Annotated in this window: 25 protein-coding genes, 4 tRNA genes and 2 pseudogenes; 13 read left to right on the top strand and 18 right to left on the bottom strand. The window is 70.4% G+C overall.

Features of this window, described 5'->3' with window-relative positions; all coding sequences use genetic code 11:
• Window positions 1-39: 39 nt before the first annotated feature.
• The 14 genes from rplA to Dvina_RS50000 form a co-directional block, all read right to left on the bottom strand.
• On the bottom strand, window positions 40-774 hold the full coding sequence (rplA, locus tag Dvina_RS49935) for a 50S ribosomal protein L1 (protein WP_223099135.1): 735 nt from the start codon (window positions 772-774) through the stop codon (window positions 40-42).
• Between the two features lie 70 nt (window positions 775-844).
• On the bottom strand, window positions 845-1,276 hold the full coding sequence (gene rplK / locus Dvina_RS49940) for a 50S ribosomal protein L11 (RefSeq protein ID WP_223099136.1): 432 nt from the start codon (window positions 1,274-1,276) through the stop codon (window positions 845-847).
• Between the two features lie 153 nt (window positions 1,277-1,429).
• Window positions 1,430-2,125 carry a transcription termination/antitermination protein NusG gene (gene nusG, locus Dvina_RS49945; protein ID WP_223099137.1) on the bottom strand — a complete coding sequence of 232 codons (696 nt, stop codon included), beginning with the start codon at window positions 2,123-2,125 and terminating at the stop codon, window positions 1,430-1,432.
• Between the two features lie 84 nt (window positions 2,126-2,209).
• The gene (secE, locus tag Dvina_RS49950) at window positions 2,210-2,692 is read right to left on the bottom strand and encodes a preprotein translocase subunit SecE (RefSeq protein WP_223106165.1); all 483 of its coding nucleotides are present in this window, start codon (window positions 2,690-2,692) and stop codon (window positions 2,210-2,212) included.
• A 212-nt stretch (window positions 2,693-2,904) separates the two neighbouring features.
• Window positions 2,905-2,977, bottom strand: a tRNA-Trp gene (locus Dvina_RS49955).
• A gap of 146 nt (window positions 2,978-3,123) precedes the next feature.
• On the bottom strand, window positions 3,124-3,555 hold the full coding sequence (locus tag Dvina_RS49960) for a MaoC family dehydratase (protein WP_223099138.1): 432 nt from the start codon (window positions 3,553-3,555) through the stop codon (window positions 3,124-3,126).
• Window positions 3,556-3,559: 4 nt separating this feature from the next.
• Window positions 3,560-4,006, bottom strand: a complete 447-nt coding sequence (locus tag Dvina_RS49965; protein ID WP_223099139.1) for an FAS1-like dehydratase domain-containing protein — start codon at window positions 4,004-4,006, stop codon at window positions 3,560-3,562.
• A gap of 205 nt (window positions 4,007-4,211) precedes the next feature.
• Window positions 4,212-4,379: a 50S ribosomal protein L33 gene (gene rpmG, locus Dvina_RS49970; protein ID WP_033357682.1), complete on the bottom strand. Its 168-nt coding sequence runs from the start codon at window positions 4,377-4,379 to the stop codon at window positions 4,212-4,214.
• Between the two features lie 111 nt (window positions 4,380-4,490).
• Window positions 4,491-4,563: transfer RNA gene (locus Dvina_RS49975), tRNA-Met, on the bottom strand.
• 33 nt (window positions 4,564-4,596) lie between these two features.
• Window positions 4,597-4,669, bottom strand: a tRNA-Thr gene (locus Dvina_RS49980).
• 125 nt (window positions 4,670-4,794) lie between these two features.
• Window positions 4,795-7,332 (bottom strand): putative bifunctional diguanylate cyclase/phosphodiesterase, encoded by a 2,538-nt coding sequence (locus tag Dvina_RS49985; RefSeq protein WP_223099140.1) that lies wholly within the window; start codon window positions 7,330-7,332, stop codon window positions 4,795-4,797.
• Between the two features lie 66 nt (window positions 7,333-7,398).
• Complete coding sequence (locus tag Dvina_RS49990; protein WP_223099143.1) at window positions 7,399-7,611, bottom strand: hypothetical protein; 213 nt, start codon at window positions 7,609-7,611, stop codon at window positions 7,399-7,401.
• Window positions 7,612-8,403: 792 nt separating this feature from the next.
• Window positions 8,404-8,553 (bottom strand): hypothetical protein, encoded by a 150-nt coding sequence (locus Dvina_RS49995; protein WP_223099145.1) that lies wholly within the window; start codon window positions 8,551-8,553, stop codon window positions 8,404-8,406.
• Window positions 8,550-8,855 carry a hypothetical protein gene (locus Dvina_RS50000; RefSeq protein ID WP_223099148.1) on the bottom strand — a complete coding sequence of 102 codons (306 nt, stop codon included), beginning with the start codon at window positions 8,853-8,855 and terminating at the stop codon, window positions 8,550-8,552. The genes Dvina_RS49995 and Dvina_RS50000 overlap by 4 nt, the downstream gene beginning before the upstream one ends.
• Before the next feature lie 84 nt (window positions 8,856-8,939).
• Here Dvina_RS50000 and Dvina_RS50005 point away from each other — a divergent pair, with 84 nt between their 5' ends.
• The 9 genes and pseudogenes from Dvina_RS50005 (at window position 8,940) to Dvina_RS50045 (ending at window position 18,797) form a co-directional block, all read left to right on the top strand.
• Window positions 8,940-9,455, top strand: coding sequence for a NuoI/complex I 23 kDa subunit family protein (locus tag Dvina_RS50005; protein WP_246655833.1), 516 nt, complete (start codon window positions 8,940-8,942; stop codon window positions 9,453-9,455).
• A 129-nt stretch (window positions 9,456-9,584) separates the two neighbouring features.
• Complete coding sequence (locus tag Dvina_RS50010; RefSeq protein ID WP_223099150.1) at window positions 9,585-10,106, top strand: NADH-quinone oxidoreductase subunit J family protein; 522 nt, start codon at window positions 9,585-9,587, stop codon at window positions 10,104-10,106.
• A pseudogene (gene nuoK / locus Dvina_RS54985) lies at window positions 10,106-10,477 on the top strand (NADH-quinone oxidoreductase subunit NuoK); the annotation flags it as partial. The gene Dvina_RS50010 and the pseudogene nuoK, both read left to right, overlap by 1 nt.
• 188 nt (window positions 10,478-10,665) lie before the next feature.
• Complete coding sequence (locus Dvina_RS50020) at window positions 10,666-12,507, top strand: NADH-quinone oxidoreductase subunit 5 family protein (protein WP_223099154.1); 1,842 nt, start codon at window positions 10,666-10,668, stop codon at window positions 12,505-12,507.
• A gap of 68 nt (window positions 12,508-12,575) precedes the next feature.
• Window positions 12,576-13,988: pseudogene (locus Dvina_RS50025) on the top strand (complex I subunit 4 family protein); the annotation flags it as partial.
• A gap of 296 nt (window positions 13,989-14,284) precedes the next feature.
• On the top strand, window positions 14,285-15,937 hold the full coding sequence (locus Dvina_RS50030; protein WP_223099156.1) for an NADH-quinone oxidoreductase subunit N: 1,653 nt from the start codon (window positions 14,285-14,287) through the stop codon (window positions 15,935-15,937).
• A gap of 306 nt (window positions 15,938-16,243) precedes the next feature.
• Window positions 16,244-17,116 (top strand): zinc metalloprotease HtpX, encoded by an 873-nt coding sequence (gene htpX, locus Dvina_RS50035; RefSeq protein WP_223099157.1) that lies wholly within the window; start codon window positions 16,244-16,246, stop codon window positions 17,114-17,116.
• A 263-nt stretch (window positions 17,117-17,379) separates the two neighbouring features.
• Window positions 17,380-18,585, top strand: a complete 1,206-nt coding sequence (locus tag Dvina_RS50040; RefSeq protein WP_246655834.1) for an MFS transporter — start codon at window positions 17,380-17,382, stop codon at window positions 18,583-18,585.
• Window positions 18,586-18,596: 11 nt separating this feature from the next.
• On the top strand, window positions 18,597-18,797 hold the full coding sequence (locus tag Dvina_RS50045; protein WP_223099158.1) for a hypothetical protein: 201 nt from the start codon (window positions 18,597-18,599) through the stop codon (window positions 18,795-18,797).
• 208 nt (window positions 18,798-19,005) lie between these two features.
• Here Dvina_RS50045 and Dvina_RS50050 read toward each other — a convergent pair whose 3' ends face one another.
• Complete coding sequence (locus Dvina_RS50050) at window positions 19,006-19,500, bottom strand: YajQ family cyclic di-GMP-binding protein (protein WP_223099159.1); 495 nt, start codon at window positions 19,498-19,500, stop codon at window positions 19,006-19,008.
• A 102-nt stretch (window positions 19,501-19,602) separates the two neighbouring features.
• Here Dvina_RS50050 and Dvina_RS50055 point away from each other — a divergent pair.
• Window positions 19,603-19,683: transfer RNA gene (locus Dvina_RS50055), tRNA-Tyr, on the top strand.
• Window positions 19,684-19,753: 70 nt separating this feature from the next.
• On the opposite strand, the gene Dvina_RS50060 is transcribed toward Dvina_RS50055, so the two are convergent.
• Complete coding sequence (locus tag Dvina_RS50060) at window positions 19,754-20,248, bottom strand: nucleoside-diphosphate kinase (protein WP_223099160.1); 495 nt, start codon at window positions 20,246-20,248, stop codon at window positions 19,754-19,756.
• A 66-nt stretch (window positions 20,249-20,314) separates the two neighbouring features.
• Here Dvina_RS50060 and Dvina_RS50065 point away from each other — a divergent pair, with 66 nt between their 5' ends.
• From Dvina_RS50065 to Dvina_RS50075, 3 genes are read left to right on the top strand one after another with little or no spacing between them, the layout of a single operon-like run.
• Window positions 20,315-20,833 carry an NADH-quinone oxidoreductase subunit B gene (locus tag Dvina_RS50065; RefSeq protein ID WP_223099161.1) on the top strand — a complete coding sequence of 173 codons (519 nt, stop codon included), beginning with the start codon at window positions 20,315-20,317 and terminating at the stop codon, window positions 20,831-20,833.
• Window positions 20,830-21,348: an NADH-quinone oxidoreductase subunit C gene (locus Dvina_RS50070; RefSeq protein WP_223099162.1), complete on the top strand. Its 519-nt coding sequence runs from the start codon at window positions 20,830-20,832 to the stop codon at window positions 21,346-21,348. Before Dvina_RS50065 ends, Dvina_RS50070 begins: the two co-directional genes overlap by 4 nt.
• Window positions 21,345-22,319, top strand: coding sequence for a complex I subunit 1/NuoH family protein (locus Dvina_RS50075; protein WP_380028116.1), 975 nt, complete (start codon window positions 21,345-21,347; stop codon window positions 22,317-22,319). The genes Dvina_RS50070 and Dvina_RS50075 overlap by 4 nt, the downstream gene beginning before the upstream one ends.
• On the opposite strand, the gene Dvina_RS50080 is transcribed toward Dvina_RS50075, so the two are convergent.
• Together Dvina_RS50080 and Dvina_RS50085 are read right to left on the bottom strand one after the other, a co-directional pair.
• Entirely contained in the window at window positions 22,285-23,757 is a 1,473-nt protein-coding gene (locus Dvina_RS50080) for a pyridoxal phosphate-dependent decarboxylase family protein (protein WP_380028113.1), read from the bottom strand. The two genes, Dvina_RS50075 and Dvina_RS50080, sit on opposite strands and share 35 nt — an antisense overlap.
• Window positions 23,687-25,045 (bottom strand): MFS transporter, encoded by a 1,359-nt coding sequence (locus Dvina_RS50085; protein WP_223099165.1) that lies wholly within the window; start codon window positions 25,043-25,045, stop codon window positions 23,687-23,689. The genes Dvina_RS50080 and Dvina_RS50085 overlap by 71 nt, the downstream gene beginning before the upstream one ends.

The following is a 25,045-nucleotide window of genomic DNA, read 5'->3' on the forward strand; positions in this document are numbered from 1 at the left end:
GGTGTTCCCAGTCGGCTGGGAGATTGCTGAGCGTCGTTACTACTCCGCTGCTCCAGGGGTGACGCTGTCGTCCTCGAGGAGGTTGCGGGTCTTGCTCGGGTCGACCGGGATGCCCGGGCCCATGGTGGTGGTGACGAAGATCTTCCGGAGGTACTTGCCCTTGGCGGCCGAAGGCTTGGCCCGGTTGACCTCGTCCAGCACGGCCGCGTAGTTCTCGACCAGCTGCTGCTCGCTGAAGCTCGCCTTGCCGATGATCAGGTGCAGGTTCGAGTGCTTGTCCACCCGGTAGGTGATCTTGCCACCCTTGATCTCGTTGATCGCCTTGGTGACGTCCATGGTCACCGTGCCCGTCTTCGGGTTCGGCATCAGGCCGCGCGGGCCCAGGATCCGCGCGATCCGGCCGATCTTGGCCATCTGGTCCGGCGTGGCGATCGCCGCGTCGAAGTCCAGCCAGCCCTCCTGAATGCGGGCGACCAGCTCGTCCGTGCCGACCGCGTCGGCGCCGGCGGCCTCGGCCTCGGCGGCCTTGGGGCCCTGCGCGAAGACGATGACGCGGGCGGTCTTACCGGTGCCGTGCGGGAGGTTGACCGTGCCACGGACCATCTGGTCGGCCTTGCGCGGGTCGACACCCAGGCGCATGGCCACCTCGACGGTGGGGTCGAACTTCACGGTCGTGGTCTGCTTCGCCAGCCGGATGGCGGCGACGGGGCTGTAGAGCGCGCCGCGGTCGACGAGGTCGACGGCCTTGCGGTAGTTCTTGCCGTGCTGCGACATGTCGCTGATTTCTCCTGTGGTCTCAGTGCGGACGCCCCGCGGAGCGCCCTCCCACTCAATGTGCTTGGGGTCAGTCCTTGACGATGATGCCCATGGAGCGGGCAGTGCCGGCGATGATCCGCTCGGCCATCTCGATGTCGTTCGCGTTGAGGTCGGCCATCTTCTTCTCGGCCACCTCGCGCAGCTGCGCCTTGGTGATCGAGCCGACCTTGTCCTTCTGCGGGACGCCCGAGCCCTTCGGCACACCGGCGGCCTTGAGCAGCAGGCGCGCGGCGGGCGGGGTCTTCAGGATGAACGTGAACGTACGGTCCTCGTAGACGCTGATCTGCGCCGGGATGATGTCACCGCGCATGGACTCCGTCTGGGCGTTGTACGCCTTGACGAACTCCATGATGTTCACGCCGTGCTGACCGAGGGCGGGGCCGACCGGCGGCGCCGGCGTGGCCTGGCCGCCCGGCAGCTGAAGCGTGAAGGTCTTGACGAGCTTCTTCTTCGGAGGCATGGCTGTTTTCGTCTTCCTGGGCTGGAATCGTGTTTGGTGCGTCCGCGCTGTGTCGCGGTCTCTACGCACACGTGAGCGCCCGGCCTTTCCGGCCGGACGCTCAAGCGTACCGCAGGCTATTTTGGATCTTTGACCAGGCCGTTGGCCCGGCCTTTAGATCTTGGTGACCTGGTTGAAGTTCAGCTCGACCGGGGTCTCGCGGCCGAAGATCGAGACCAGCACCTTGAGCTTCTGCTGGTCCGCGTTGATCTCGCTGATCGTCGCCTGGAGCGAAGCGAAGGCGCCGTCGGTGACGGTGACCGAGTCGCCGACCTCGAAGTCGAGGACCTTGACCTCGGGCTTGCCGGCCTTCTTGCCCGCCTCCGGCTGGACTGCGGGGGCCAGCCACTTGAGCACCTCGTCGAGCGACAGCGGCGCCGGGCGGTCGGCGCGGTCCGTCGCACCCACGAAGCCGGTGACGCCCGGCGTGTTGCGCACGCACGAGTACGACTCCGGGGTCAGCTCCATCCGGACCAGGATGTAGCCGGGGAAGACCTTGTTCTGCACCTGGGTGCGCTTGCCGTTCTTGATCTCGACCTCTTCGCGCGTCGGGACCTCGACCTGGTAGATGAACTCTTCCATGTCGAGGCTCGTGATGCGCGTCTCGAGGTTGGTCTTGACCTTGTTCTCGTAGCCGGCGTAGGAGTGCACGACAAACCAGTCACCGGGCGCGAAGCGCAGTGCGGCGCGCAGCTCGGCGACGGGGTCCTCGGCCGGGGCCGACTCCGCCGGGCTCTCGGCCGTCAGCACCGTCGACGCTTCCTCGTGCTCCTCGTCGTCGGTTCCGGGCGTCTCGTCGAATTCCTGCACGCTGCTCACTTCCGTCTGTCTGTCTTCGGTTTGTGGCGCCGGCTGAAGATCCCCCGGCTGGTTGATCCCGGCGCCGCCGACCGCCTACTGGTCGGCCGCGCTGCCGTTGCCGAAGGACCAGAGGACGAGCTTGGCGAAGCCGTAGTCGAGACCGCCGACGATGGCCAGCATGACGATCACGAACACCACTACGACGAGCGTGTAAGTGGTCAGCTCCTTGCGGGTCGGCCAGATAACCTTACGCAGCTCGGCGACAACCTCGCGGATGAAGTTGATGAGCCGCGCGAAGATGTTGTTGGAGCCGCCCTCTTTGACCTTGACCTTCTTGCCCGGCTTTTCTTTCAGGTCCTTGGACTTGGCGTCCTTGGCCTTGTCCTTGGCCCGGCCGTTGCGGCTCGAGGTGTCGTCGTCATCATCGTCGAGCTCGTCCTCGTCGATGTCGTCGGCGGCGTCGAGGCGGTCCAGCTCGTCGGCGAACTCTTCCTCGATGGCGGCGTCCTCGGCGCTGAGCTCCTCTTCACGGCGATCGTCGGCGGGGTTGGTCCCGCGTCGCCTGCGTTCGGCCACTTTCGCCCTCTTCCGTGATCTCGCGAGTGCTCGGTCCGTTTCGGCCGGCAGCAAGACCCCGGGTCCGATGATCGACCCGTAGACCACCGGTTCGGCTTCGGCCGCGGACACCGGCAGGAGCCGGCGGCACTCGGTCGGTCGAACCGTGACCGCTGTGGCCGGCACCCCGGCCCTCCGGCCGGATGCACCGGACCCAGGTCAGGCCTTCGGCGCAGGGGCGACAGGACTCGAACCTGCAACCTGCGGTTTTGGAGACCGCTGCGCTACCAATTGCGCCACACCCCTTCGTGAGGAGGGCAGTCCCGACGGGTCCAAATGAACCGGTGTCGAGTTGCTCACCCCACGGCGGACCAGTGTACGGGGTTCTGGCGGGATATCCCAACCACCCCCCTCTACCGGTGTCCACCGATCGCTGTCGACGCCGCCGCCGGCTACATCGACACCGGCTGTGCCGGTGTCGCCTGATCGCTTCGGACGATGGCCTTCGCCGCACCCAGGACCTTGTCTCCCTGGCACGTCGCCGCGACGTCGATCTGCACCAGGCCCTCGTCGAGGACCTTCTTCACCACGCCGCTGATGACGATCTCGGTCCCCTCGTCGTCATCGGGCACGACGACTGGATTGGCGAACCGCGTCGAAAATTCCACGATTGCCGCCGTACCGCCCACCCAGCACGCCACCGCCTGCCCGGCCAGCCCCATGGTGAGCATGCCGTGCGCGATGACGCCGGGGAGCCCGACGGCGACCGCCTGCCGGTCGTTCCAGTGGATCGGGTTGAAGTCGCCGGACGCGCCCGCGTAGCGCACCAGGGTGGCGCGGGTGACCCGGTAGGTCTGGGCCGGAAACTCGGTGCCTGGCTGCATGGCGTCAGCCCTCCCCACGGATCACGAGCCGGGTCCAGATCGTCACGACGAGTTCACCCTCAACGGTGGAAACTTCATGCCGGGTGGTGAGGAAGCCGTGCCCGGCCCGGCTGCTGATCTCCTCCACCGCCATCACCGTGACGAGGTGGTCGCCGGCCTGAATGGGCCGCACGTAGCGGAACGTCTGCCCGCCGTGCACGACCCGGCTGTAGTCCAAGCCGAAGTGGGGGTCGTCGACGAGCTGCTGGCCGGCGTTCTGGCTCAGGATGATCGCGAAGGTGGGCGGCGCGATCACGTCGCTGTAGCCCTTGGCCCGCGCCTCGGCGAGATCGCGGTGCACGGGGTCGGCGGCGAGGATCGCGTCGGCGAACTCGCGAATCTTCTCCCTCCCCACCTCATACGGCGGGGTCGGCGGGTACACCCGGCCCAGGAACGACTGATCGAGCGGCATGCGGAGAATTTACCGTTCCGCCTTCCCGGGAGATGACGAAGGCCCAGCCTTCCTGGTCCGGAGCACGACGAAGCCCCCGACCTGCTCGGCCGGGGGCTTCGTCGTGCGCTGTATGGCTGACTGTGGGCTTGGGGGCGGAGCCCCCTACCCGAGGCGGGAGCGAAGCGGCCTCGGAACCCGCAGCGGCAGTTGTCGCTCTTTGCTTTTATCGGGTCTCGCGGTGCACGGTGTGCTTGCCGTCCCGGGGGCAGAACTTCTTCAGCTCGATGCGGTCCGGGTCGTTGCGGCGGTTCTTCTTGGTGATGTAGTTCCGCTCTTTGCACTCCGTGCACGCCAGCGTGATCTTCGGACGAACGTCGGTCGCCTTGGCCATGGCGAAGTGCCTTCCTTCAGAGCTTGCAAGTTGGGGTGCATTCAGATCCAGCGAACCATCATAGCGGCTCACACAGATGGACGCCCAATCGGGCGTCCCGTAGTGCTTCTGTAGCGGTGGCCGGACTTGAACCGGCGACACAGCGATTATGAGCCGCTTGCTCTGCCATCTGAGCTACACCGCCGCGGGCGGACTCGATGTCTCAAGCCCGGTCTCGAGCCCCCTTACGGAATCGAACCGTAGACCTTCTCCTTACCATGGAGACGCTCTGCCGACTGAGCTAAGGGGGCGCATCGCATCCGTTCCCGTTACGGTCCCGCACACGCGCTTGCTAAGAGTACACGGCCCCGGCCCGGGCACGAAATCGACTTACCCTCTTTTGATTCTGTCCCCGATGACCTGCGGTTTTCCGGGGTTATGGCACTGCCCGAAGCCAGCGCACCTCGCCCGCCGGCGCCTCCGCCGAGTCCTCCGCGGTCTGCACCTGGAGCCAGGATTCGAAGCGCTCGTAAGGCAGCGGACGGCTGAAGAGGAAGCCCTGGCCCATGTCGCAGCGCATGTCCTCCAGCAGCCCGAGCGTCAGCTCGCTCTCGACGCCCTCGGCCACCACGTCGAGCTCGAAGTTGCGGGCCATGTCCACGATCGTGCGCACGATCGCGAGGTCGCTGGGCGAGGTCGCCATGCCCTGCACGAATGTCCGATCGATCTTGACCTCCTGGACCGGCAGCCGGCTCAGGTCCGCGAACGACGAGCGGCCGGCGCCGAAGTCGTCGACCGACAGCCGGACGCCGAGATCACGCAGCCGGGTGAGGGTCGACAGGGCCCGGCCACCGGCCAGCAGCCCCTCGTCCTCGGCGATCTCCAGGATGAGCCGGTCGGCGGGCACGCCGTGCTCGTCGAGCAGCTCCGAGATCTGCAGCGGCAGGTCCGAGTCGCCGAGGGTGCGGGCGGAAAGGTTCACGGCCACCGCGAGCGGGCGCCCGGCGTCGGCCCACTGGCGGGCCCGTCGGATGCCCTCCCGCAGTACGACCCCGTTCAAGCGGTTGAGCTGACCGGTGTGCTCCGCCACGGCCACGAAGTCCGGCGGCGCGACCTGGCCGTGCACCGGGTGCTCCCAGCGGGCCAGGCACTCGACACCGACCAGCCGCCGGTCACTCAGGGCGACCTTGGGCTGGAAGTACACCTCGAGCTCTCCGCCGGCCAGGGCCGTGCGCAGGTCGGCGGCCAGCCCGACGCGGCGGACCGCGCGCGACTGGAGGCCGGCGTTGAAGACCTGCACGATGCCCCGCGACTTCGCGACGTGGGTGGCCACGTGGGCCCGCTGCAGCAGCTCCTCGGCGTCGGTGCCGTGCTCGGGGAAGATGGACACCCCGACGTACGTGTCGATGTCGATCGTGAGCGAGTCGATCACCATCGGGTCGCGCAGCCCCTGGCGCAGCGTGTCGGCGACGTTCGCGGCCGCCTCGGCGCTCGCGGTGCGCAGCTCGATCGCGAACTCGTCGTCGCCCACCCGGGCCACCAGCGCACCCTGCGGCGCGAGCGCCTGCAGCCGGCGGGCCACCTCGGCCAGCACCTTGTCGCCGGCCGCGTGCCCGAGCGAGTCGTTGACCTGGCGCAGCGCGACGACGTCGAACAGCAGGACGGCCACGACCTCGCGGGCCCCGCGGCCGCTCATGGCCTCGCCGAGCGCCTCGAGCATCCGGCGCCGGTTGGCCAGCCCGGTCAGCGCGTCGTGGTTGGCGTCGAACTGGAGCCGGTCGACGAGCCGGCTGTTCTCGACGGCGACCCCGGTGTGGGCCGCGAGCGTCTCGATCAGCTGCACGTCGTCCTTGCCGAACGCGGTCCGCTCGCCGAGCCGCCCGGCCGCCTCCAGGGTGCCGATGGTGACGCCGCCGGAGCGCAGGGGCACGACGATGATGTCCTTGACCGAAGCCTCCTGCAGCGCGGTGCGCAGCTCGGAGTCGCCGATTGCCGGCCCGACCGCGATCGTCCGGCCGGTGCGCATTGCGAGATCGCGGAACAGGTCCGGCGTCGGCGCGGCGTCCAGCAGCCCCGGGTAGTCGAACCGGGCCGACAGCAGCAGCTCCTGGTGCCGGCCCTGGCGGGGCAGCCACAGCGTGGCGGAGTCGGCGACGAGCAGCGCGCGGACCCGGGCCAGCAGCACGTCGGGCAGCGTGCCGTCGTGGTTCGTGCTGGCGATGTCACGGGTGAGGGCGTACATCTCCATCAGGCTCTTGTGCTGGCGCAGGAAGCGCGCATAGGCCCGGTTGCCGAGCACCAGGACGACCGCGATGAAGAACAGGAACAGGCTCGCCCACGGACTGGCCTGCAGCGTCAGCAGCATCACGAGGCCGAGCACGATGCCGACGCCCATGACGGCGAACCCGGGCAGCGCCGTGCGCAGGAACTGCGGCAGGTGGGCGATGCCCTGCACGAGCACCATGACCCCGGCGATCGCCGCCAGGTTGACGATGTTGCTGACCACGATGGCCAGCGCGAGCACCAGCCAGGTCCGCGGGTCGCCGGCCGGCCCGAGGTGCAGCGTGGCGACGACGAACGTCGCCGTCGCCGTGCCGGCGAAGAAGCTGGCGGCGTTGAACGCGACCTTGTGCGGCCCGAGCTTGAGCTTGAAGACGTACCACGCCAGGCCGGCGATGATCCGAATGATGATCACCAGGGCCGGCGGCAGGTAATACAGCGCCAGCAGGATCGGAACGTCGTTCATCCCGATCGCCAGCACCTGCCGGCGCACATCGAGCCGCAACTGCATGTGCGTCGCGACGATGGCGAACAACAGCAGGACCGGTGCGTACTGAATGTTGTGCGTCAGCGGCACCGAATGCTCGGACAGCAGCGCCGGCAGGGAGATCAGGCAACCGAGGATGAGCAGCGGCCCCGTAATGAGCCAGGCATGCGTGTCATCGCGCCTGATCGGCGTCTTTGGTGCGGGCACCGGTTCCCCAATCGCGTGCAGCCATGGCCTTGATCAACCGCCGCCCAGCTGCACCGGCGACGGAGGTCACTCCCAGGCGAAGTCTTCAGTAACGAAGACCTGGGCGGAGCCCGCGTTCGTCACAGCTGGCGCACTGACCGACCCCGGAAGAGGGTGGAAGCGGACAATTGTGATCGGATCCGCACTGGCCGCGGCCGCTGACAGCCCTAACGCCACCGAGCCGAAGCCGATGGTCACCGCCAGCCGCACAATCCACCGGCCGAGCGTCTTTTCGCGCATCTCTGACTCCCATGCGATCGGTGCGACACGTGGCGCGGTTTGGTTACCCACGATCGTGCCACAAGCCACGTCAGGACCAACAGAGCGCGGGCCAAGATGACGCGGTCGCGAGGAAGAATCGACCTTTCGGCCGATTTCAGGTCTGGCGAACCGGCTATATCGCTTCACTCGTCGCAGCTTCACCGCAACGTTTCGGCGTCGCCGTGAGTCGGCCTTCGTCGAACTCGACGGACCTTCCGCCACCCGCCCGAGCCGATCGGCCGTGACAACCTCCACAAAACGGACGTGGGCCTCCGGCAATCCGCTGCCGGTACTCCCACGTACACGGGATTTTCACTTCTCGCGCACTTGCCCCAATTCCGACCAACCTTCTCGTTTGGGAACGCCGACGCCCTACCGGATCTCCTGACGGACGGCCCGCCCGCGGCGGGGTGGTTGCTGCCCGGCAACAGTGTGACGCCACTTCGCTCGGCCCGGTGTCGGCCGCCGGACTTGTCGCACCAAAAGTGGTCCGAGCACGTTCGCGGGGCCGGCGGCGCGAACGCGAGTGGGGCCACCTCCGCGCAGCCGACACCTTCGGGCGCAGGTTGCCGACGCGCCCCCGAGCGGGCGGGCAGGTCGGCGGCGCGCGAACGCTCCGGACACTTTCACGGCGGCGGCACCCCCGCCGACACTTTCGGGCCAACCCTCGCACCGGGCCGCGAACGCCTCCCGCCGCCCTCCCCGGCAACTGCGGCGACGCGCACACCACGGCGAGGCTGAGGGATCGCGCGACACCTCGTCACGCAACCCTCAGGTCACCGCTGCCGCTCTCGCAGCGCCTTCTTTCTCAGCGCCTTCTTTCCCCATGCCTTCTTGCTTCTGCATGCCTTCTTGCACGAGGTCGGCTTTCTTCACCCAGCGCGCCTCCACCCAGCGGGCCTCCACCCGGCGCGCCGTCACGCGACGAGCCCACCGGTATCCCCGCCCGAGCCGCTCTTCGCCACCTTCCGGCGGGTGCGCGCCTTCGCTTTCCCCCGCTGCGCGGCGCCGATCTCCCGCCAGTTGGGCTCGACGGCGACCACCGCGCTCTCGATCCAGGCGATCGCCTCCCCCTCGGATTCGAACGCACGGGTCCGCACCCGCCCGGCCGGCCCGCCTCGCCGCAGCTCGACCTGCCACCGGCCGTCGGCCGCGTTGTGCACGAAGACGTCCCGGCGCGTGAGCCGGGACCAGCTGCCGTTCCACCACCGTCGCTCGTTCATGCCTACATCTTAGAACAGGTGTACGACATTTTTTTGGGCCTCCGTCCGCCGCCACCCGTCCGGGTCCGGTGTTACCTTCCGGACGTGGAGTTTCCGGGGAAGGGTCTCGCCAAGGGACTGGCCGTGACGCTGGGCACGATGACCAAGCGGTCGCACACCCAGCAGTACCCGGACGTCCAACCGGACCTGCCGCCCCGGTCCCGCGGCGTCATCGCGCTGCTGGAAGAGAACTGCACGGTGTGCATGCTGTGCGCGCGGGAGTGCCCGGACTGGTGCATCTACATCGACTCGCACAAGGAAGAGGTGATGGTTCCCGGCGCCGCCCGGGCCCGCCAGCGCAACGTCCTCGACCGGTTCGCGATCGACTTCTCGCTCTGCATGTACTGCGGCATCTGCATCGAGGTGTGCCCGTTCGACGCGCTGCACTGGTCGCCGGAGTTCGAGTACGCCGAGCACGACATCCGTGACCTGCTCCACGAGAAGGAGCGCCTGGAGGAGTGGGTGCCGACGGTCCCGGCTCCACCGGCGCACGATCCCCGCGGCGAGCCGGCCAAGGAGCAGACAGCGGCGGCCAAGCGCGCCGCCCGCGACGCCGGCTGAGCCAGCTCCCACTCCGCGCCGACCGCGTCTCGATGCTGCGCGGGAACCGAGGGTGATCGCCAGGCGGCCCGGCGGTCGATTCCTGTCATACCCGGATGGCAGGATGTCGGCCATGAGGGTGGCGCAGCGATGACCGTGGCCGACGTGCTCACGCTGGCGCTCGGCGCTGTGGCGCTGGGTGCCGGCCTCCTGGTCGTGACGACCCGGCACGTGGTGCGGGCCGGGCTCTGGCTCGTCGTCGCCCTGGGCGCGGTCGCCGGCCTCTATCTGGTCCTCACCGCCGAGCTCGTGGCCTGGGTGCAGGTGCTCGTCTACGTCGGCGCGGTCGTCGTCCTGCTCCTCTTCGCCGTCATGCTCACCCGCGCTCCGATCGGTGCGAGCGACGACCTGGACCGCACCCGCTGGCCGGGTGCCCTGGTCGGCGCCGGGGCCGGGGCCGGTCTCGCGGCGCTGTTCATCGACGCGTTCCGGTGGGCGGGGGTCACGATGCCGGAGCCGGGCACCGCCGAGCGCATGGGCGCGGCCCTGTTCCGCACCTGGGTGCTGCCGTTCGAGCTGATCTCGGTGCTCCTGCTGGCCGCCCTGGTCGGCGCGATCGTGGTCTCCCGCCCCGACATCGGCTCCCGCCCGGCGGATCGGAGGCGGTCCTGATGCATCCCGCGCTTCCGTTCACGATCGCCGCCCTGCTGTTCGGCATCGGGGTCTACGGCGTGCTGGTCCGCCGCAACGCGGTCCTGCTGCTGATGGCCGTGGAGCTCATGCTCAACGCGGTGAACCTGGTCTTCGTGACCGCCGACGCCACCATCCGGGCGGCGGTGCCACAGGCCGGGCAGTCCTTCGCCCTCTTCATCATCGTCCTCGCGGCCGCGGAGATCGGTGTCGGGCTCGCGTTGATTCTGCAGCTGTACCGCCTGAGGAGCACGGTCGGCGTGGACGACCTCCCGCTCGCCGACCCCCCACCTCCTCCCCCGGCACCGTCGCCCGGACCGTCGCCGAGCCCGCGGCCCACGCCGTCTCCGGGCCCGCCGACGCCGGTGACCACCGGCCGGTCGACGCCTCCCCCGGCCCCGGCCGAGCCGCCGCCACCCGCGGGCGAGCACGGACTCCGCGGATCGGAAACCGATGGCGGCCCGCACAAGGATGAGGAAGCAGAAGCCGCGGCCGACGGACCGGTGGCGGAGTCGGGCTCGAGCGCAGCGGGGGTGGCGCGGTGAGTGTGGACGCACTGGGAGTCGCACTGCCGGCCGTGCCCGTCGGCGTGGGGCTGGCGGGACTGCTCTTGCGGTACAAGCAAAGGGGCCTTGCCGCTCTTCTCGGAGTGACAGGTGCGGTCGTCGCGGTCGGGTGCGCCGTCGCCGTTGCGCTGCGGGGCGCGCGCGGGGCCGACCCCGGGATCACGGTTGCCGAGTTCGGCCGGGTGGCGGTGACGTTCGGGACCTGGCTGGACGGGCCGGCGGGGCTCGTCGCCATAGCGGTCGGGGTCGTCGCGCTGTGCGTGCAGGTCTACTCCGTGGCCTATCTGCACGATGACGAGCGGTATGCGCCGTACGCCGCGCAGGTGAGCCTCTTCACCGGGGCGATGCTGCTGGTGGTCGTGTCCGGAGACCTCATCGCGCTGCTGGTGGGGTGGGAGGTCATGGGCATCTGCTCATACCTGCTCATCGGGCACGACCGGCGACTGCCCGAGGCGCCGCGGGCCGCGGTGAAGGCGTTCATCGTGACACGGGTCGGCGACGTCGGGTTCCTGCTCGGGATCGTCGTGCTGGGGCTGCACGCGCACAGCTTCCGCATCGCCGACGTGTTCGCGGCGGCCGGGTCCGGGGCGATCTCCAGCGGGACGCTTACCGCGGCGTGCGTGCTGCTGCTGGCCGGGGTGGCCGGCAAGAGCGCACAGTTCCCGCTGCACACGTGGCTGCCCGACGCGATGGCCGGCCCGACCCCGATCTCGGCGCTGATCCACGCCGCGACGATGGTGGCCGCCGGCGTCTACGTGGTGGCGCGGCTGTATCCGCTGTTCGAGCGCTCGACGGCGGCGCTTGTCGTGCTCGCGTTGATGGCCGCGGTGACAATGCTGCTCGGCGCGCTCAGTGCACTCGGACAGGACGACATCAAGCGGGTGCTCGCCTGGTCGACGGTGAGCCAGCTCGGGTACATGACAGGCGCGCTTGCCGTCGGCGCCCCGTCGGCGGCGCTGTTCCACCTGCTCACGCACGCGGCGTTCAAGGCGCTGCTGTTCCTCGCGGCGGGGTCGGTGATCCACGCCGTCGGCAGCAACCTGATGTCGGCGATGGGCGGGCTGCGCTCGCGCATGCCGGTGACGTTCTGGACGATGACGGTCGGGCTGGGTGCGCTGGCCGGGGTGCCGCCACTGGCCGGGTTCTGGAGCAAGGACGCGATCCTGGAGGCGGCGACCGGGTCCGGGCCGGTGCCGCGCGGGGTCGCGTGGATCGTGCTCGGGTCGGCGGGGTTGACGGTGGCCGTGACCGCGGCGTACGTGGTGCGGCTCTGGCGTCGCACGTTCTTCGGTGCGCCGCGCGGGGCTGCGGCGGCGGCCGGGCACGAGCCGTCCTGGGCGATGCGGGGGCCGCTCGTCGTGCTGGCCGCGCCCGCGGCGCTGCTCGGGCTGGCCGGGCTGGCACCGGGTTTCAGCGCCCGGCTCGGCTCTCACGAACCGGTTGCGCACCTGGGCCTCATGACGCTTGTCGCGCTGGTGCTGCTGGCCGCCGGTGGGCTGTTCGCCTGGCGCCTGGACCCGGCCGCGGCGCCGCCCGACACCGGCCTCGGACGGCTCCTCGCCAACGCCTTCTATCTGGACACGGTGCAGAACGCGCTCGTCACCCAGCCGATCGTCGCGCTGGCCCGGCTGGCCCGCCGCTCTGACGAGGGGCTCGTGGACGGCGCCGTCGACGGGGTCGGCACGGGCGCCGGCGGCCTCGGCGGACTGCTCGCCCGGGCCCACACCGCCGCCCTTCCCCGGGCCGCGACAGCGGTGCTGACCGGCGCCGTGGTGATCGCCGCCGTAGTCGTCGTCGCGCTGGGGGTGGGGCGGTGACCTCCGCACAGACGCTGCTGCTGGCGTCGCTGCTGCTGCCGGCGATCGGGGCGCTTTTCGCGGCCGCGATGCCGGCGCGGCTGGACCGGGTCGCGCGGGTCGGCGCGACAGCGTTCGCCGCGGCCACCGCGGGCGTGGTAGTCGCGCTCGGGCTCGCGCACACCGACACCGCCGGGGTGCGCCGGATCGAGCCGTTCGCCGAGGTCGACCTGCCGTGGGCGCCGACGCTGAGCCTGCGCTTCCACATCGGCGTGGACGGCATCTCCTATCCGCTCGTCGCGCTCACCGCCCTGCTGACGCTGCTCTGCTGCGCCTACTGCCTGTGGCGGGTGCCCGAGCCCGGGCGCGGGCGGCTGCTCGTCGCGCTGCTGCTCGTCCTGCAGGCCGGCATCACCGGCGTGTTCCTCTCGCTCGACCTGGTGCTGTTCTTCGTGTTCTTCGAGGTCGTGCTCCTGCCGATGTACGCGGTGATCGCCGTCTGGGGCGGGGCCGACCGGCGGCGGGCGGCGCGGAAGTTCGTGCTCTACACGCTGTTCGGATCGGTGCTGCTGCTCGTCGGCGTGTTCGTGGTGGTGTCCGCGTCCGGCACCGGTGACCTGGTGGCGCTGAGCGACCCGGCGGTCCGGCCGATGTCGGCGGGGATGCAGCTGCTGGCGTTCGTGCTGCTGGCCCTGGCGTTCGCGGTGAAGAGCCCGCTGTGGCCGCTGCACACCTGGCTGCCCGCCGCGCACACCGAGGCGCCGACTGTCGGGTCGGTGATCCTGGCCGGGGTACTGCTGAAGATGGGCACCTACGGCCTGCTGCGGGTCGCGGTCGGTGTGGCCCCCGACGGAGCCGCCCGGTGCGCGCCGGTGCTCGGGGTCCTGGCGACGGCGGCGATCATCGCGGGCGGCCTGATCTGCCTGGCGCAGACGGAGTTGAAGCGGCTTATCGCGTACTCCTCGGTGGGGCACATGGGCTTCGTCCTGCTCGGCGTGTCCACGCTTACCGCCACCGGGATGCAGGCCGCGCTCATCGGCAACATCGCCCACGGGCTCGTCACGGGCCTGCTCTTCTTCGTCGCCGGCGGCATCAAGGACCGCACCCACACCGGCGACCTCGGCCGGCTCGGCGGTCTCCGGGAGACGGCGCCCGCGCTGAGCGGGGTGCTGGCCTTCGCGGCTATCGCCTCGCTCGGCCTCCCCGGCTTGGCCGGCTTCTGGGGCGAGGCGTTCGCGGTAGTGGCCGCCTTCGAACGCGGCGGCCCCCTGTGGACGACGCTCGGCGCGGTCGCGGCGGTCGGGGCGGCGCTGGCCGCGGCGTACTTCCTGCGGCTCCTGCGCCGGGTCACCCACGGCCCGGCCACTCCCCTCGTCGCCGCGCTCGCCCTGCCGCTCCCGGCCCCGTTCGGCGGCATCGCCCCGCTCGGCGGCGTTGCGCCCCTCGACCTGAGCACGCCGCTGGGCGGCGAGCCGGCCCGGGCCGGGGCTGCCGGTGGGCCGCCGCACGACGGCCGGGCGGACGACGGCGACGGGCCGGTGGCGGCCAGCGGAGCGGCGGCCGGTGACGACGACGTCGAAGACGAAGGTGCCGGGGACGGCGCCGGCCGCGGGACAGGTCTCGGCGGCGCGAACCCGAGCGGCTCGGGCGGAGGGCGGACGGCGGCGCGGTTGACCGCCGGTGAGCTGGTGGCCTGGGCGCCGCTGGTGGTGCTCACGCTGGTGGTCGGTGTGGCGCCCGGGCTGGCGCTGGGGTGGTCCAACGCGGCCGTCGAGGCGCTGGCGGGGGTGTTCGGGCGATGAGGATCGATCAGGTGGCGCTGATCCCCGCGTACGTGGCGGCGGGCACGGCGGTGCTCGCGCTGCTCGTGGATCTGCTCTGGCCGGGGCGGCGGGGGCCGGTGATGGGGGCGACAGCGGTCGGGATGGCCGGGGTGCTCGCGGCGGCTGTCGCTGTCGGGGTTTCCGGCGAGCATCGCAGCGCGTTCTGTTTCGGACCCGACCAGTGCTCGTTGGTGCTCGACCCGGCCGCCGCGATCGTCGCCGGGGTCTTCGCCGGGCTGGCGCTGGGCGCGCTGGGGCTCTCCGTCCCGTTGCTGCGGACCGGGGAGGTGCCGGTCGGGGAGTACTGCTTCTTGCTGGCCTGCTCGCTCGCCGGGGCCGTGGTGCTGGGCGGGGCCCGAGACCTGATCACGCTGATCGTGGCGCTGGAGACGCTGACGCTTCCGCTGTACCTGCTGGTCGGGCTGCGGCGGGGAGCGCGCGAGGGCGGGACGGCGGCCGTCACGTTCTTCGTGGTGAGCGTCGTGTCGACGGCGGTGGCGCTACTCGGGGCGGCGCTCGTGTTCACCGCTACGGGCGGGGTGCACTTCTCGGACATCGCGGCCGGGACCGGGCACCTGGCCGGGCGGTCGGTTGACGTCGGCGCGGCCGGGGCGGCGACCGGGGCGCTGCTCAAGGCCGGCGTGGTGCTGCTGCTGGTCGGGCTCGGGTTCAAGGTCGCGGCGGTGCCGGCGCACGCGTGGGCGCCCGCGACGTACGACGGGGCGCCGCTGCCGATCGCGGCGTACCTGTCGACCGCCTCCAAGCTGGGCGGGGTGGTCGCGCTGCTGCTGGTCGGGGTTTCGGCGGCGCGGCCGGTGCTGTCGACGTCCGGGCTGACGCTTGCCGTGCTGGCCGTCCTGAGCATGACCGTCGGCAACCTGGTGGCGCTGCGGCAGCGGCGGATGGTGCGGCTGCTGGCCTGGTCGTCGGTCGCGCAGGCCGGATACCTGCTCGCGCCGCTGGGCGCGCTCGTCGCCGCCGATCAGGTGACGCCGCTGCTGGTGGCGGCGACGATCGGATACGCCTTCTTCTACGTGGTCCTGGAGTTCGCCGCGTTCGGGGCACTGGTGGCGGTGCGCGGGGCCGGTGACGGCGGGACCATCGCCGACTACCGGGGGCTGGCGCGGCGGTCGCCGTGGCTGACCGCGGTGCTGGTGCTGGCGCTGGCCGGGCTGGCGGGGCTGCCGCCGGGGCTCGCGGGGCTGTTCGCGAAGGTGGCGGTGGTGCGGTCGCTGCTCGGCGGGGACGCGGCCTGGCTGGCGATCGTGGTGGCGGTGAACGCGGTGATCGGGCTCGCGTACTACGTGCGGGTCGGTGCAACGTTCTTCGCGGCTCCGGCCGGGCCCGGCAACGCGGTAGGAGTCGATGACGCCCTGGGCGACGGTGGCCGTGGTGGCGCGCTCAGTGGTGACGGCCGAAGCGAAGTGGCCGGTAGGGGCGGTGGCCGAAGCGGCGTGGTCGAGGGCGGTGGCGGCCGGGGCGACGTGGTCGAGGGTGACGGGGTGGTTGGTGTGGCGCAGCGGGTGCCGTGGGCGGTGGCTGTGGCCGTGGGCGTGGCGGCGGTGGTGGCCGTGCTCGTCGGGTTGGGGCCGGAGGTTGTCATGCGAGCTGCCGGGGCGTTCGGCTAGGCGGCTGGGAGCGCTGCGGCGGTGCCGGTGGTCGCGGCCGGCGGTGGGCGGTGGGCAGTGGGCGGTGGTGCTGTCAGGAGCGACGGCGGCCTGCGGGGCTCCGGTCAACGGTGGCGACTGGTGGTTCGAGCGGGAGGTGCGTAAGGAGTGGGCTGTAGACGGTCTGGATGTGTTGTAGATCACGTGGTTGCTTGGCTCGGTGGGCGTCGTGTCGGTGGGCTGGAAGTGGGGTGAGCTGGGGAACTTTCAGCTAGCTCACAGCTTGCGTTGGGAAGAGGTACGGGGAGTTGCGGTGTTGTTGGAGGTATGCAGCACAGGCATTTCAACGGGTTGAAGACGGCGGCCCTTCTTGGGCTGCTGACATCTGTCATTTTGCTTGTCGGGTACTGGCTCGGCGGTAGCGCCGGCCTGGTGATCGCCGTGTTCCTGTCGCTGGGCATGAACGCGTTCAGCTACTTCTACTCCGACAAGCTGGCGCTGCGGGCGATGAACGCGCAGCCGGTGAGTGAGGCGCAGGCGCCCCAGCTGTACGCGATGGTGCGGGAGCTGGCCACGTCGGCCGGGCAGCCCATGCCTCGGCTCTACATCAGTCCTACGCGCCAGCCCAACGCCTTCGCGACCGGGCGCAATCCGCAGAACGCGGCGGTGGCTGTCACCTCCGGGATCCTGGAGATGCTGACGCCGCGTGAGCTGCGGGGAGTCATCGGGCACGAGCTCTCACACGTGTACAACCGCGATATTTTGATTTCGAGCGTCGCCGGAGCACTGGGCGGCATGATCACCATGCTGGCCAACCTGGCGATCTTCCTGCCGCTCGGGTCGAGCGACGACGAGGAGGGGCCCGGGCTCGGTGGGCTGCTGCTCATGATGATCCTCGGGCCGCTGGCCGCGTCGGTGATCCAGCTGGCGATCAGCCGGAGCCGGGAGTATCAGGCGGACGAGTCGGGTGCGCGGCTCACCGGAGACCCGCTCGCGCTGGCCAGCGCTCTGCGGAAGATCCACCGCGGGACCCAGGCGCTGCCGTTGCCGGCCGACGGGCAGATGGCCAGCCAGGCTCACCTCATGATCGACAACCCGCTCCGGGGTGGTGGGATCGCGTCGCTGTTCTCGACGCACCCGCCGATGGAGGAGCGGGTGGCGCGGCTGGAGCAGATGGCCGGGCTCGCGCTGCACCGCTGAGGCTTCGAACCGCGGCGGCCATCGGCTTCTGGGGTGACCCGCGCTTGAGGCGCTCGGCACCGCAGCGCCGATGGCCGCCGTCGTGTGTGTGACCCGCTTGCCGCTTCCGGACGACGGACGGGGACCGGCGGGGCGAGCGGTAAGGGGTGCTGGGGGCTTCGGGTCGTACGCCGGCGGCCGTAAACAGGGGTGAATCGCGGGAGAGCTCGCCGTACCATCGGCGGGCTCTTTGCTTTTGGAAACACTTGGAAACGAGGTCTGCCGTGCGGCAGTACGTGTCCGTGTGGCGGCTTCCGGGGGCGCCCCTCTTGCTCGTCGTCGGGGTCGCGGCTCGGCTCGGCGGCGGGATGGTGTCGCTGTCGTTGCTGTTGCTGCTGCAGCAGGCCAATGGGCACTACGCGCAGGCGGCGCTCGCCTGTTCGGTCTACGCGCTCACGACTGCCGCGGCGAGCCCCGTGGTGGGGCGGCTGGCGGACAGGGTCGGTCCGGCTCCTGTGTTGTTGGTCACGGGCGTGGCGTACCCCTGCTGCTTGGTCCTGTTGCTTGTCGCCGGGATGAACGATCTGCCGCTTGGCGTCGTGCTGGCCGCGGCGGCGCTGGCCGGGGTCACGTTTCCGCCGCTCACGGCGGCCGTGCGGGGGACCTGGAACTCGTTGACCGCCCATGATGCCGAGGTGCGGGGCACGGCGCTGGCGGCGGAGACGGCACTGTTCGAGCTCGTGTTCGTGGTCGGGCCGCTGCTCGTCGCGCTGTGTGTGGCCCTCTGGCAGCCGGCCGTAGCACTGGCCACGGCGGCCGCAGTGACGTTCGTCGGGACGCTGGTTGTGGCGCGCGGGCAGGCCATTCGCTCCTGGCGGCGGGCGGAGGAGCACATCCCGGCTCGGGGGCTGGGGCCGCTGCGGGTGCCGGGGTTCGCGGCGCTGCTCGTGACCGCGCTCGGCGTCGGGTTCGCGTTCGGCGGAATCGGGGTGGCGGTGCCGGCGTACGCGACGGCCTACGTTGCGGAGGACGCCGAGAGCGTCGGCGGCATCCTGCTCGGCGTGTGGGGCATCGGGAGCGCGGCCGCGGGCGTGTGGTTCGGCAGCCGGCCCCGCCCGGGCGCGCGGCTGCGCCGGCTGCTCGTCGCGGTGGCGGGCAGCCTGGCGATCCTGGCCGCGATGCCCAACGCGCTCGCGCTCGGGGTGGCGCTCGTGATCGGCGGGGCCACGATCGCGCCCGCGCTGACGGTGCAGAACTCGATGGTCGGGCTGATCGTGCCGCGGTCGATGCTGAATGAGGCGTACACGTGGCTTGTCACCGTCTCGATCGGCGCCAGCGCGGCCGGAGTCGCGGTGGCCGGCCTGATCGTCGACCGGCCGGGCGGGGTCGTCTGGGCGTTTCTCCTGGCCGGTGCGTCGGTGGCGGCGGGCGCCCTGGTCGCGCCGACGGCGTTCACTCACACGGGCGATCGAAAACCGGCCGCCGTGTAGGGTCGGCTCCCATGGCTCAGACGCTCAACGTCGTGCTCACCGATCCGGACGGTGCCGGGGAGCAGGACCTCGAGATCCGTGACACGGACAGCTTCCTGCTCGTCCGGGCGCCGCAGGACCTTCGCGATCTTCACGCCTTTCCCGAGGGTTTCCCGGGCCGCGGCGATCTTGTTTATCGAGGCGGGTCAACGAACGATTCGCTGCTCGGCTAGGCTGCTCGGCCATGGGTGCGATCAAGCCTTGGCATGTTCTCGTTCTGCTGTGCTGCCTGCTGGCGATGGCGGCGATCGTCGCCACGGTCGCGGTCGTGATGACCCGGCGCAACAAGCGCTGACCGGAGCCGGCCGGCCCGAACTCCCCGGCGGGTGACGGGCGCCGCTCCGACCTGCTGGACACGTGCGGGCCGGAGCGGCGGGTGGGTCAGCGGTAGTTGGTGAACTGCAGGGCGATGCCGAAGTCCTCCTGCTTGAGCAGGGTGATGACGGCCTGCAGGTCGTCCTTCTTCTTGCCGGTCACGCGCAGCTGATCGCCCTGGATCTGGGCCTGGACGCCCTTCGGGCCCTCGTCGCGGATCTTCTTCGAGATGGCCTTGGCCTTGTCGGACTCGATGCCCTGGATGATCCGGGCGTCGATCTTGTAGGTCTTGCCCGAGGCGCGCGGCTCGTCGGCGTCGAGGGACTTGAGCGAGATGTTGCGCTTGATGAGCTTCTCCTTGAAGACCTCGAGCGCGGCCACGACCCGCTCCTCGGTCTCGGCCTGGAGGGCGACGGCCTCCTCGCCGGACCACTTGATCTCAGCGCCGGTGCCGCGGAAGTCGAACCGCTGCGCCAGCTCCTTCTCGGTCTGGTTGAGCGCGTTGTCGACCTCCTGCCGGTCGACCTTGCTGACGATGTCGAACGAGGGTGCCGAAGCCATGACAGACGCTCCCTGTTACTGCGTGCGTTAGACGGTTGTGGGCGTGCCGAGGGTACCCGTTTGCATTGCCCCGGGGGCCTACCGCTATTCTGGCTTCCGCCAGGCGGGTTGCCCGAGCGGCCAATGGGAGCGGACTGTAAATCCGTCGCGAAAGCTACAGAGGTTCGAATCCTCTACCCGCCACTGGCAAGACTGAAGGGCCTGTCACCAGAGAAAACTCCGGTGCCAGGCCCTCAGCATTTGGCCGGCCGCGTCAGAACAGGAACTTCTCGCCGACCGTCTGGTACGTGAAGAGTTCGGCCTCCGGGAACCAGAGTTCCACCTCGTACTTCGCCTCTTCGGGGTTGCCGGAGGCGTGGATGAGGTTGGCGGCCACGGTGTGGTTGGCCTCGGTGTAGGCCTTCGAGGTGTGGGCGAAGTCGCCGCGGATGGTGCCCGGGTTGGCCTGGTTGGGGAATGTCACGCCGACCAGGCGGCGGACGGTGGTGACGGCCTCGACGCCTTCCAGGACCAGGGCGATGACCGGGCCGGACTGCATGAAGGTGGCGGTCACGTTGAAGACCGAGGGGCCGAAGCGCTCCTCCAGGTCGAAGTAGTGCTTCTTCGCCAGGTCCGCGTCCATCTGGACCATCTTGGTGCCGACGATCTTCAGGCCAGCGTCCTCGAAGCGCTGGATGATCCGCCCGGCCAGGCCGCGGGCTACCGCGTCCGGCTTCAGCAGTACGAGGGTCCGCTCCAACGCTGCCATTGCGCAATCTCCAAGTCTGGGCGACACACGAACGCAGTACAGCTTGCCAGAGGCTACGCTGTCGCCATGTCGGGAGTGCTGGGTGAGCCGATCAAGTTCGTGCTCAACTGGGGGCGGCGCTACTCGCTGTGGGTGTTCAACTTCGGGCTGGCCTGCTGCGCCATCGAGTTCATCGCGACATCCATGGGGCGCCACGACTTCATGCGGCTCGGCGTGATTCCGTTCGCGCACGGGCCGCGCCAGGCCGACCTCATGGTGGTGTCGGGCACGGTGACCGACAAGATGGCGCCGGCCGTCAAGCGGCTCTACGACCAGATGCCCGAGCCCAAGTACGTCATCAGCTTCGGAGCCTGCTCCAACTGCGGCGGGCCCTACTGGGATTCGTACTCCGTGACCAAGGGCGTCGACCAGATCATCCCCGTCGACGTGTACGTCCCCGGCTGCCCGCCCCGGCCCGAGGCGCTCCTGCACGGGATCATGCGGCTGCAGGAGAAGATCGCCGGTGAGCCGGCCGGCCTCGGGGGCACGCCCCGCCCCGACGTCAAGGCCCTGACCGCGCCGCCCGTCAAGAAGGTGGAGCAGTGATCGGCGAGGCTACGCAGAGCGGCGGGGGACGGTTCGCCCGACCGACCTACGACGTGCCCGCGGAGTCCTGGGCCGAGGCGATCGCCACCGCCAAGCGCGAGGGCTTCGACTTCTTCGACTGGCTCTCCGCGGTGGACGAACTGCCCGGCGGGTTCACGCTCGTCGTGCACCTCTGGTCGACCACGCAGAAGCAGGGCGTCCTGATCCGGGCCGAGATCCCGCGGTCCGCGCCGGCCATCGCCAGCGTCAAAGACGTCTTTCCCGGCGCGGCCTGGCACGAGCGCGAGACGCACGAGATGTTCGGGATCGGGTTCACCGGCCACGACGGCATGAAGCCGCTCCTGCTGCCGGACGAGTTCGAGGGGCACCCGCTGCGCAAGGAGTTCGTGCTCGCCTCCCGCGTCGCCAAGCCGTGGCCCGGCGCCAAGGAGCCCGGCGAGAGCGAGCACACGGTGAGCAAGCGGGCGCCGATGCGGCCGCCCGGTGTGCCGGACCCGAATGAGTGGCCGAAATGATCCCGGTCTGGCTCGACGTCGCGATCCGCGTCGTCGGTGTCGTCGTCGCGTTCCTCACGCTGCCGCTCGTCGTCGGGCAGGCCGAGCACAAGGTCATGGCCCACATGCAGGGGCGGCTCGGGCCGATGTACGCGGGCGCGTTCCACGGCTGGGCCCAGCTCGTCGCCGACGGCGTGAAGTTCGTGCAGAAGGAGGACATCACGCCGCGCGCGGCCGACCGGGCCGTGTTCCGCCTCGCGCCGGTGATCTCGCTGCTGCCGTACCTCATCGTCCTGCTCGTCATCCCGCTCGGCCCCAACGGGCTCGTCGCGCAGAAGCTCGACATCGGGCTGTTCTTCGTGCTCGCGGTGGTCGGCGTCGGCGTCGTCGCGGTGCTCATGGCCGCCTGGTCCAGCGCCAACAAGTACGCGCTGCTCGGCGGACTCCGGGCGGCCGCCCAGCTGCTCGGGTACGAGCTGCCGTTCATCCTCTCGGCCCTCAGCGTGGCGATGGCGGCCGGCACCCTGTCGCTCTCCGGCATCGTCGAGGCGTGGCGGCCGTGGTGGCTGCTGTGGCAGCTCCCGGCGATGCTCGTCTTCTTCACCGCGGGCCTCGCCGAGATCCGCCGGCCCCCGTTCGACATGCCGATCGCCGACTCCGAGCTGGTGTTCGGCTACATGACCGAATACACGGGCCTGCGCTTCGCCTTTTTCCTGCTCGCCGAATACGTCGGCATCGTCGTCATCGCCGCGCTCACCACTGTGCTGTTCCTCGGCGGCTGGAAAGGCCCGTTCGGCCTCGACGCCGAGCTCGGCTGGCTCTGGACGCTCGTCAAGATCTTTGCCGTGTCGTTCGTGGTGATCTGGGTCCGCGTGTCCTATCCGCGCCTCCGCGAGGACCAGCTCCAGCGCATCTGCTGGCTGATTCTGGTCCCCGCGGCACTGGCCCAGCTCGTGCTCACGGCCGCCGTGAAGGTCGCTGCAGCAAACTGAGAAAAGCAATGAGCAGCTTCTCCCGTACTGCCGGAGCCACCGCATTCAGCAGCGAGTTCACCGGCGCCATGCGATCCGGGAGCCCACCGCCCGCGCCGAGTCCCAGGGCCCCGGCGATCTGCTCGACCGGAGCGGTTTCCAGCAGGTCGAGAATTCCGTCCGGCAATGCGATGGGCCCATGTGCGCGCGCGGCCTCGACGGCCGCCGCGAAGTCCGCCTCGAATTCGCCGACCCGCGGCGCGACGGCCGCGGTGACCGTCAGATGCACCGAGGCCGGAATCGCCCCGTGCCGGAACTGCGGCTGCGTATGCCACCCGCGCGCCGCCAGTTCGTCGGCCAACACGAACAGGTCGATGCTGCTCGACATGAACGCCACGACTGTCGACTCCCGGGGGATGACGGCGAAGTCCGCGATGCGAGCCACGGAGCCGCCGATGGCCCGGGTCGCGTCGCGCGTCTTCGCGGCCAGCGCCAGATAACCGTCGTCGCCGATGTGCCGCAGCGTGGCCCAGGCCGCCGCGATCGGCCCGCCGGACCGGGTCGAGGAGATGACCGGGTTGACCATGGTGTACCCGGGCCAGTCGGCGTAGCCGAAGTACTGCGGCATGCGCAGCGACTCGTCCCGGTGCAGCAGGACGGACACTCCCTTGGGTACGTACGCGTACTTGTGCAGGTCGACCGAGATGCTCGTCACCCCCGGCACCGAGAGGTCGAACGGCGGGATCGGCTCGCCCAGCCGGCGCAGGTACGGCAGGGTCCAGCCGCCGAAACACGCGTCGACGTGGCAGCGCACGCCGTTCGCCGCCGCGGCCGCGGCGATCGGCTCGACCGGGTCGATAAGCCCGTGCGCGTACGACGGGGCCGAGCAGGCGACGAGGACCGTGTCCGGGGTGATGGCCGCCGCGACCGCCGCCGGGTCCACCCGCAGCGACACCGGGTCGACCGGCACGGTGTCGAGCTCGACCCGCAGGTAGGAGGCCGCCTTCGCCAGGGCCGCATGCGCCGTCACCGGCATGACCAGTCGCGGCCGGGCGATGTCCGGCCGGCTGTCGCGGGCCGCCTTCACCGCCAGGATCAGCGACTCCGTCCCGCCCGACGTCACGCTGCCGACGGTGTCCTCGTCGCCGCCCAGGACCTGCGCGGCCGCGGCCACGAGGTCGTTCTCCATCGCCAGCAGCGACGGGAACGCGGTCGGGTCGAGGCCGTTGACGTGTGCGGACAGTGCGTGGGCCGCCGCCGCGAGATCGTCAAGGCCGGCCAGCCCGGCGTCGTAGACGTAGGCGAACAGGCGCCCGCCATGCGTGGGCAGGTCGCCACCGCGCATGTCCCGTAACTCGGCCAGCACATCCTGGGCCGGGCGGCCCTGCTCAGGCAGTGCGCTCAAGTGCTTCACCCTGTCCTTCCGAACGGCTCGACAGTCGCTCTTCGTCGAGGTCATAGCCTCGCAGAGTGAACAACGCCAATGCGACGACGATGGCCGGTACCACGGTGAAGCCGAGCAGCACCCCGAGCCGCGCCGTGTCCGTCTGGGCCGCGGCGGTGCCGGAGTCGCTGGAGACATACCCGAACGCCGCCAGCAGCAGCGCGAAGATCCCCGGCCCCAGCGCCAGCCCGAACGTCTCCCCCGCCGTCCAGAGCCCGGTGAACACGCCGGCCTGCCGCCGCCCGGTCCGCGCCGCGTCGTAGGCGATGCAGTCGGGCAGCATCGCGAGCCCGAACACCTGCTGACCGGCGTAGCCGCAGCCCACGACGCCGGTCAGCACGTAGACGGCCGCGGCCGGCAGGACCGGCGCCAGGGCCATGAGCGCCGCCGCGCCGGCGAAGACGAGGGAGCTCAGGAAGTACGACCGCAGCTTGCCGATCTTTGCTCCGACCCGCGACCAGAGCGGCATCACGAGCAGCGCGGGCCCGACGAAGCACGCGAACAGGACAGTCGATCCGGTGTCGGGGTCGCGGAGCACCTGCGTGGCGAAGTAGCTCACTCCGGCGAGCATGGTGGCGATGCCGGCGGCCTGAATGATGAAGCAGACGAGCAGCCGGGTGAATGCTTTGTTGCGACCCGCCGTCCGCAGCTGCGTTTTGAGCGACGCTTCGCTTTCGAGGACCCGGCCCGTCGGGGCGCGGCTGGTGCCGAAGAAGCTGCCGGCGGTACCGATGAGGATGAGCACGGCCACGAAAACGCCCATGGCCCGATGTCCCGGGACACCGTCGCCGAACTGCTTCGTCACCACCGGGGCCAATGCGCCCGACACCAGAATGGCGACCGCGAGGATTGCGACGCGCCAGGTCATCAGGCGGGTCCGCTCGGTGTAGTCATCGGTCATCTCGGCCGGCATGGCGACATATGGGACCTGATAGAACGCGTACGCGGTGGCCGTGGCCAGGAACGTCAGCGCGACGTATACGCCGCTTTTGATGGGGGCCGCGAAAATTGCCGCGAACAGCAGGGCGACAGCGAGCCCGGCGCCGAGCAAAAATGGTCGCCGGGCGCCCCAGCGCGTGCGGGTACGATCGGAGATCCTCCCGGCAACGGGGTTGATCAGCACGTCCCACGCCTTCGGCGCCAGCACGAGCAGCCCGGCGATCCCGGCCGCGACGCCGAGGGTGTCGGTCAGGTAGGGCAGAAGCAACAAACCAGGCACGGTGCCGAACGCGCCCGTGACGAGCGAGCCGAGTGCGTACCCCGCCCGCACGCGACCGGGCAGTGACTGCGACGGGTGATTCAT

Origin of the sequence: Dactylosporangium vinaceum, assembly GCF_019904175.1 — a bacterium.
Classification (GTDB): domain Bacteria; phylum Actinomycetota; class Actinomycetes; order Mycobacteriales; family Micromonosporaceae; genus Dactylosporangium; species Dactylosporangium vinaceum.

Excerpts from the sequence above, each read along its gene's own strand:
- rplA (WP_223099135.1), bottom strand. The coding sequence starts at position 774 with ATGTCGCAGCACGGCAAGAACTACCGCAAGGCCGTCGACCTCGTCGAC.
- rplK (WP_223099136.1), bottom strand. The coding sequence starts at position 1,276 with ATGCCTCCGAAGAAGAAGCTCGTCAAGACCTTCACGCTTCAGCTGCCG.
- Dvina_RS49960 (WP_223099138.1), bottom strand. The coding sequence starts at position 3,555 with ATGCAGCCAGGCACCGAGTTTCCGGCCCAGACCTACCGGGTCACCCGC.
- Dvina_RS49965 (WP_223099139.1), bottom strand. The coding sequence starts at position 4,006 with ATGCCGCTCGATCAGTCGTTCCTGGGCCGGGTGTACCCGCCGACCCCG.
- rpmG (WP_033357682.1), bottom strand. The coding sequence starts at position 4,379 with ATGGCCAAGGCGACCGACGTTCGTCCGAAGATCACGCTGGCGTGCACG.
- Dvina_RS49990 (WP_223099143.1), bottom strand. The coding sequence starts at position 7,611 with ATGCGCGAAAAGACGCTCGGCCGGTGGATTGTGCGGCTGGCGGTGACC.
- Dvina_RS50000 (WP_223099148.1), bottom strand. The coding sequence starts at position 8,855 with ATGAACGAGCGACGGTGGTGGAACGGCAGCTGGTCCCGGCTCACGCGC.
- Dvina_RS50010 (WP_223099150.1), top strand. The coding sequence starts at position 9,585 with ATGACCGTGGCCGACGTGCTCACGCTGGCGCTCGGCGCTGTGGCGCTG.
- Dvina_RS50030 (WP_223099156.1), top strand. The coding sequence starts at position 14,285 with ATGAGGATCGATCAGGTGGCGCTGATCCCCGCGTACGTGGCGGCGGGC.
- htpX (WP_223099157.1), top strand. The coding sequence starts at position 16,244 with ATGCAGCACAGGCATTTCAACGGGTTGAAGACGGCGGCCCTTCTTGGG.
- Dvina_RS50045 (WP_223099158.1), top strand. The coding sequence starts at position 18,597 with ATGGCTCAGACGCTCAACGTCGTGCTCACCGATCCGGACGGTGCCGGG.
- Dvina_RS50050 (WP_223099159.1), bottom strand. The coding sequence starts at position 19,500 with ATGGCTTCGGCACCCTCGTTCGACATCGTCAGCAAGGTCGACCGGCAG.
- Dvina_RS50060 (WP_223099160.1), bottom strand. The coding sequence starts at position 20,248 with ATGGCAGCGTTGGAGCGGACCCTCGTACTGCTGAAGCCGGACGCGGTA.
- Dvina_RS50065 (WP_223099161.1), top strand. The coding sequence starts at position 20,315 with ATGTCGGGAGTGCTGGGTGAGCCGATCAAGTTCGTGCTCAACTGGGGG.
- Dvina_RS50075 (WP_380028116.1), top strand. The coding sequence starts at position 21,345 with ATGATCCCGGTCTGGCTCGACGTCGCGATCCGCGTCGTCGGTGTCGTC.
- Dvina_RS50080 (WP_380028113.1), bottom strand. The coding sequence starts at position 23,757 with ATGACCTCGACGAAGAGCGACTGTCGAGCCGTTCGGAAGGACAGGGTG.
- Dvina_RS50085 (WP_223099165.1), bottom strand. The coding sequence starts at position 25,045 with ATGAATCACCCGTCGCAGTCACTGCCCGGTCGCGTGCGGGCGGGGTAC.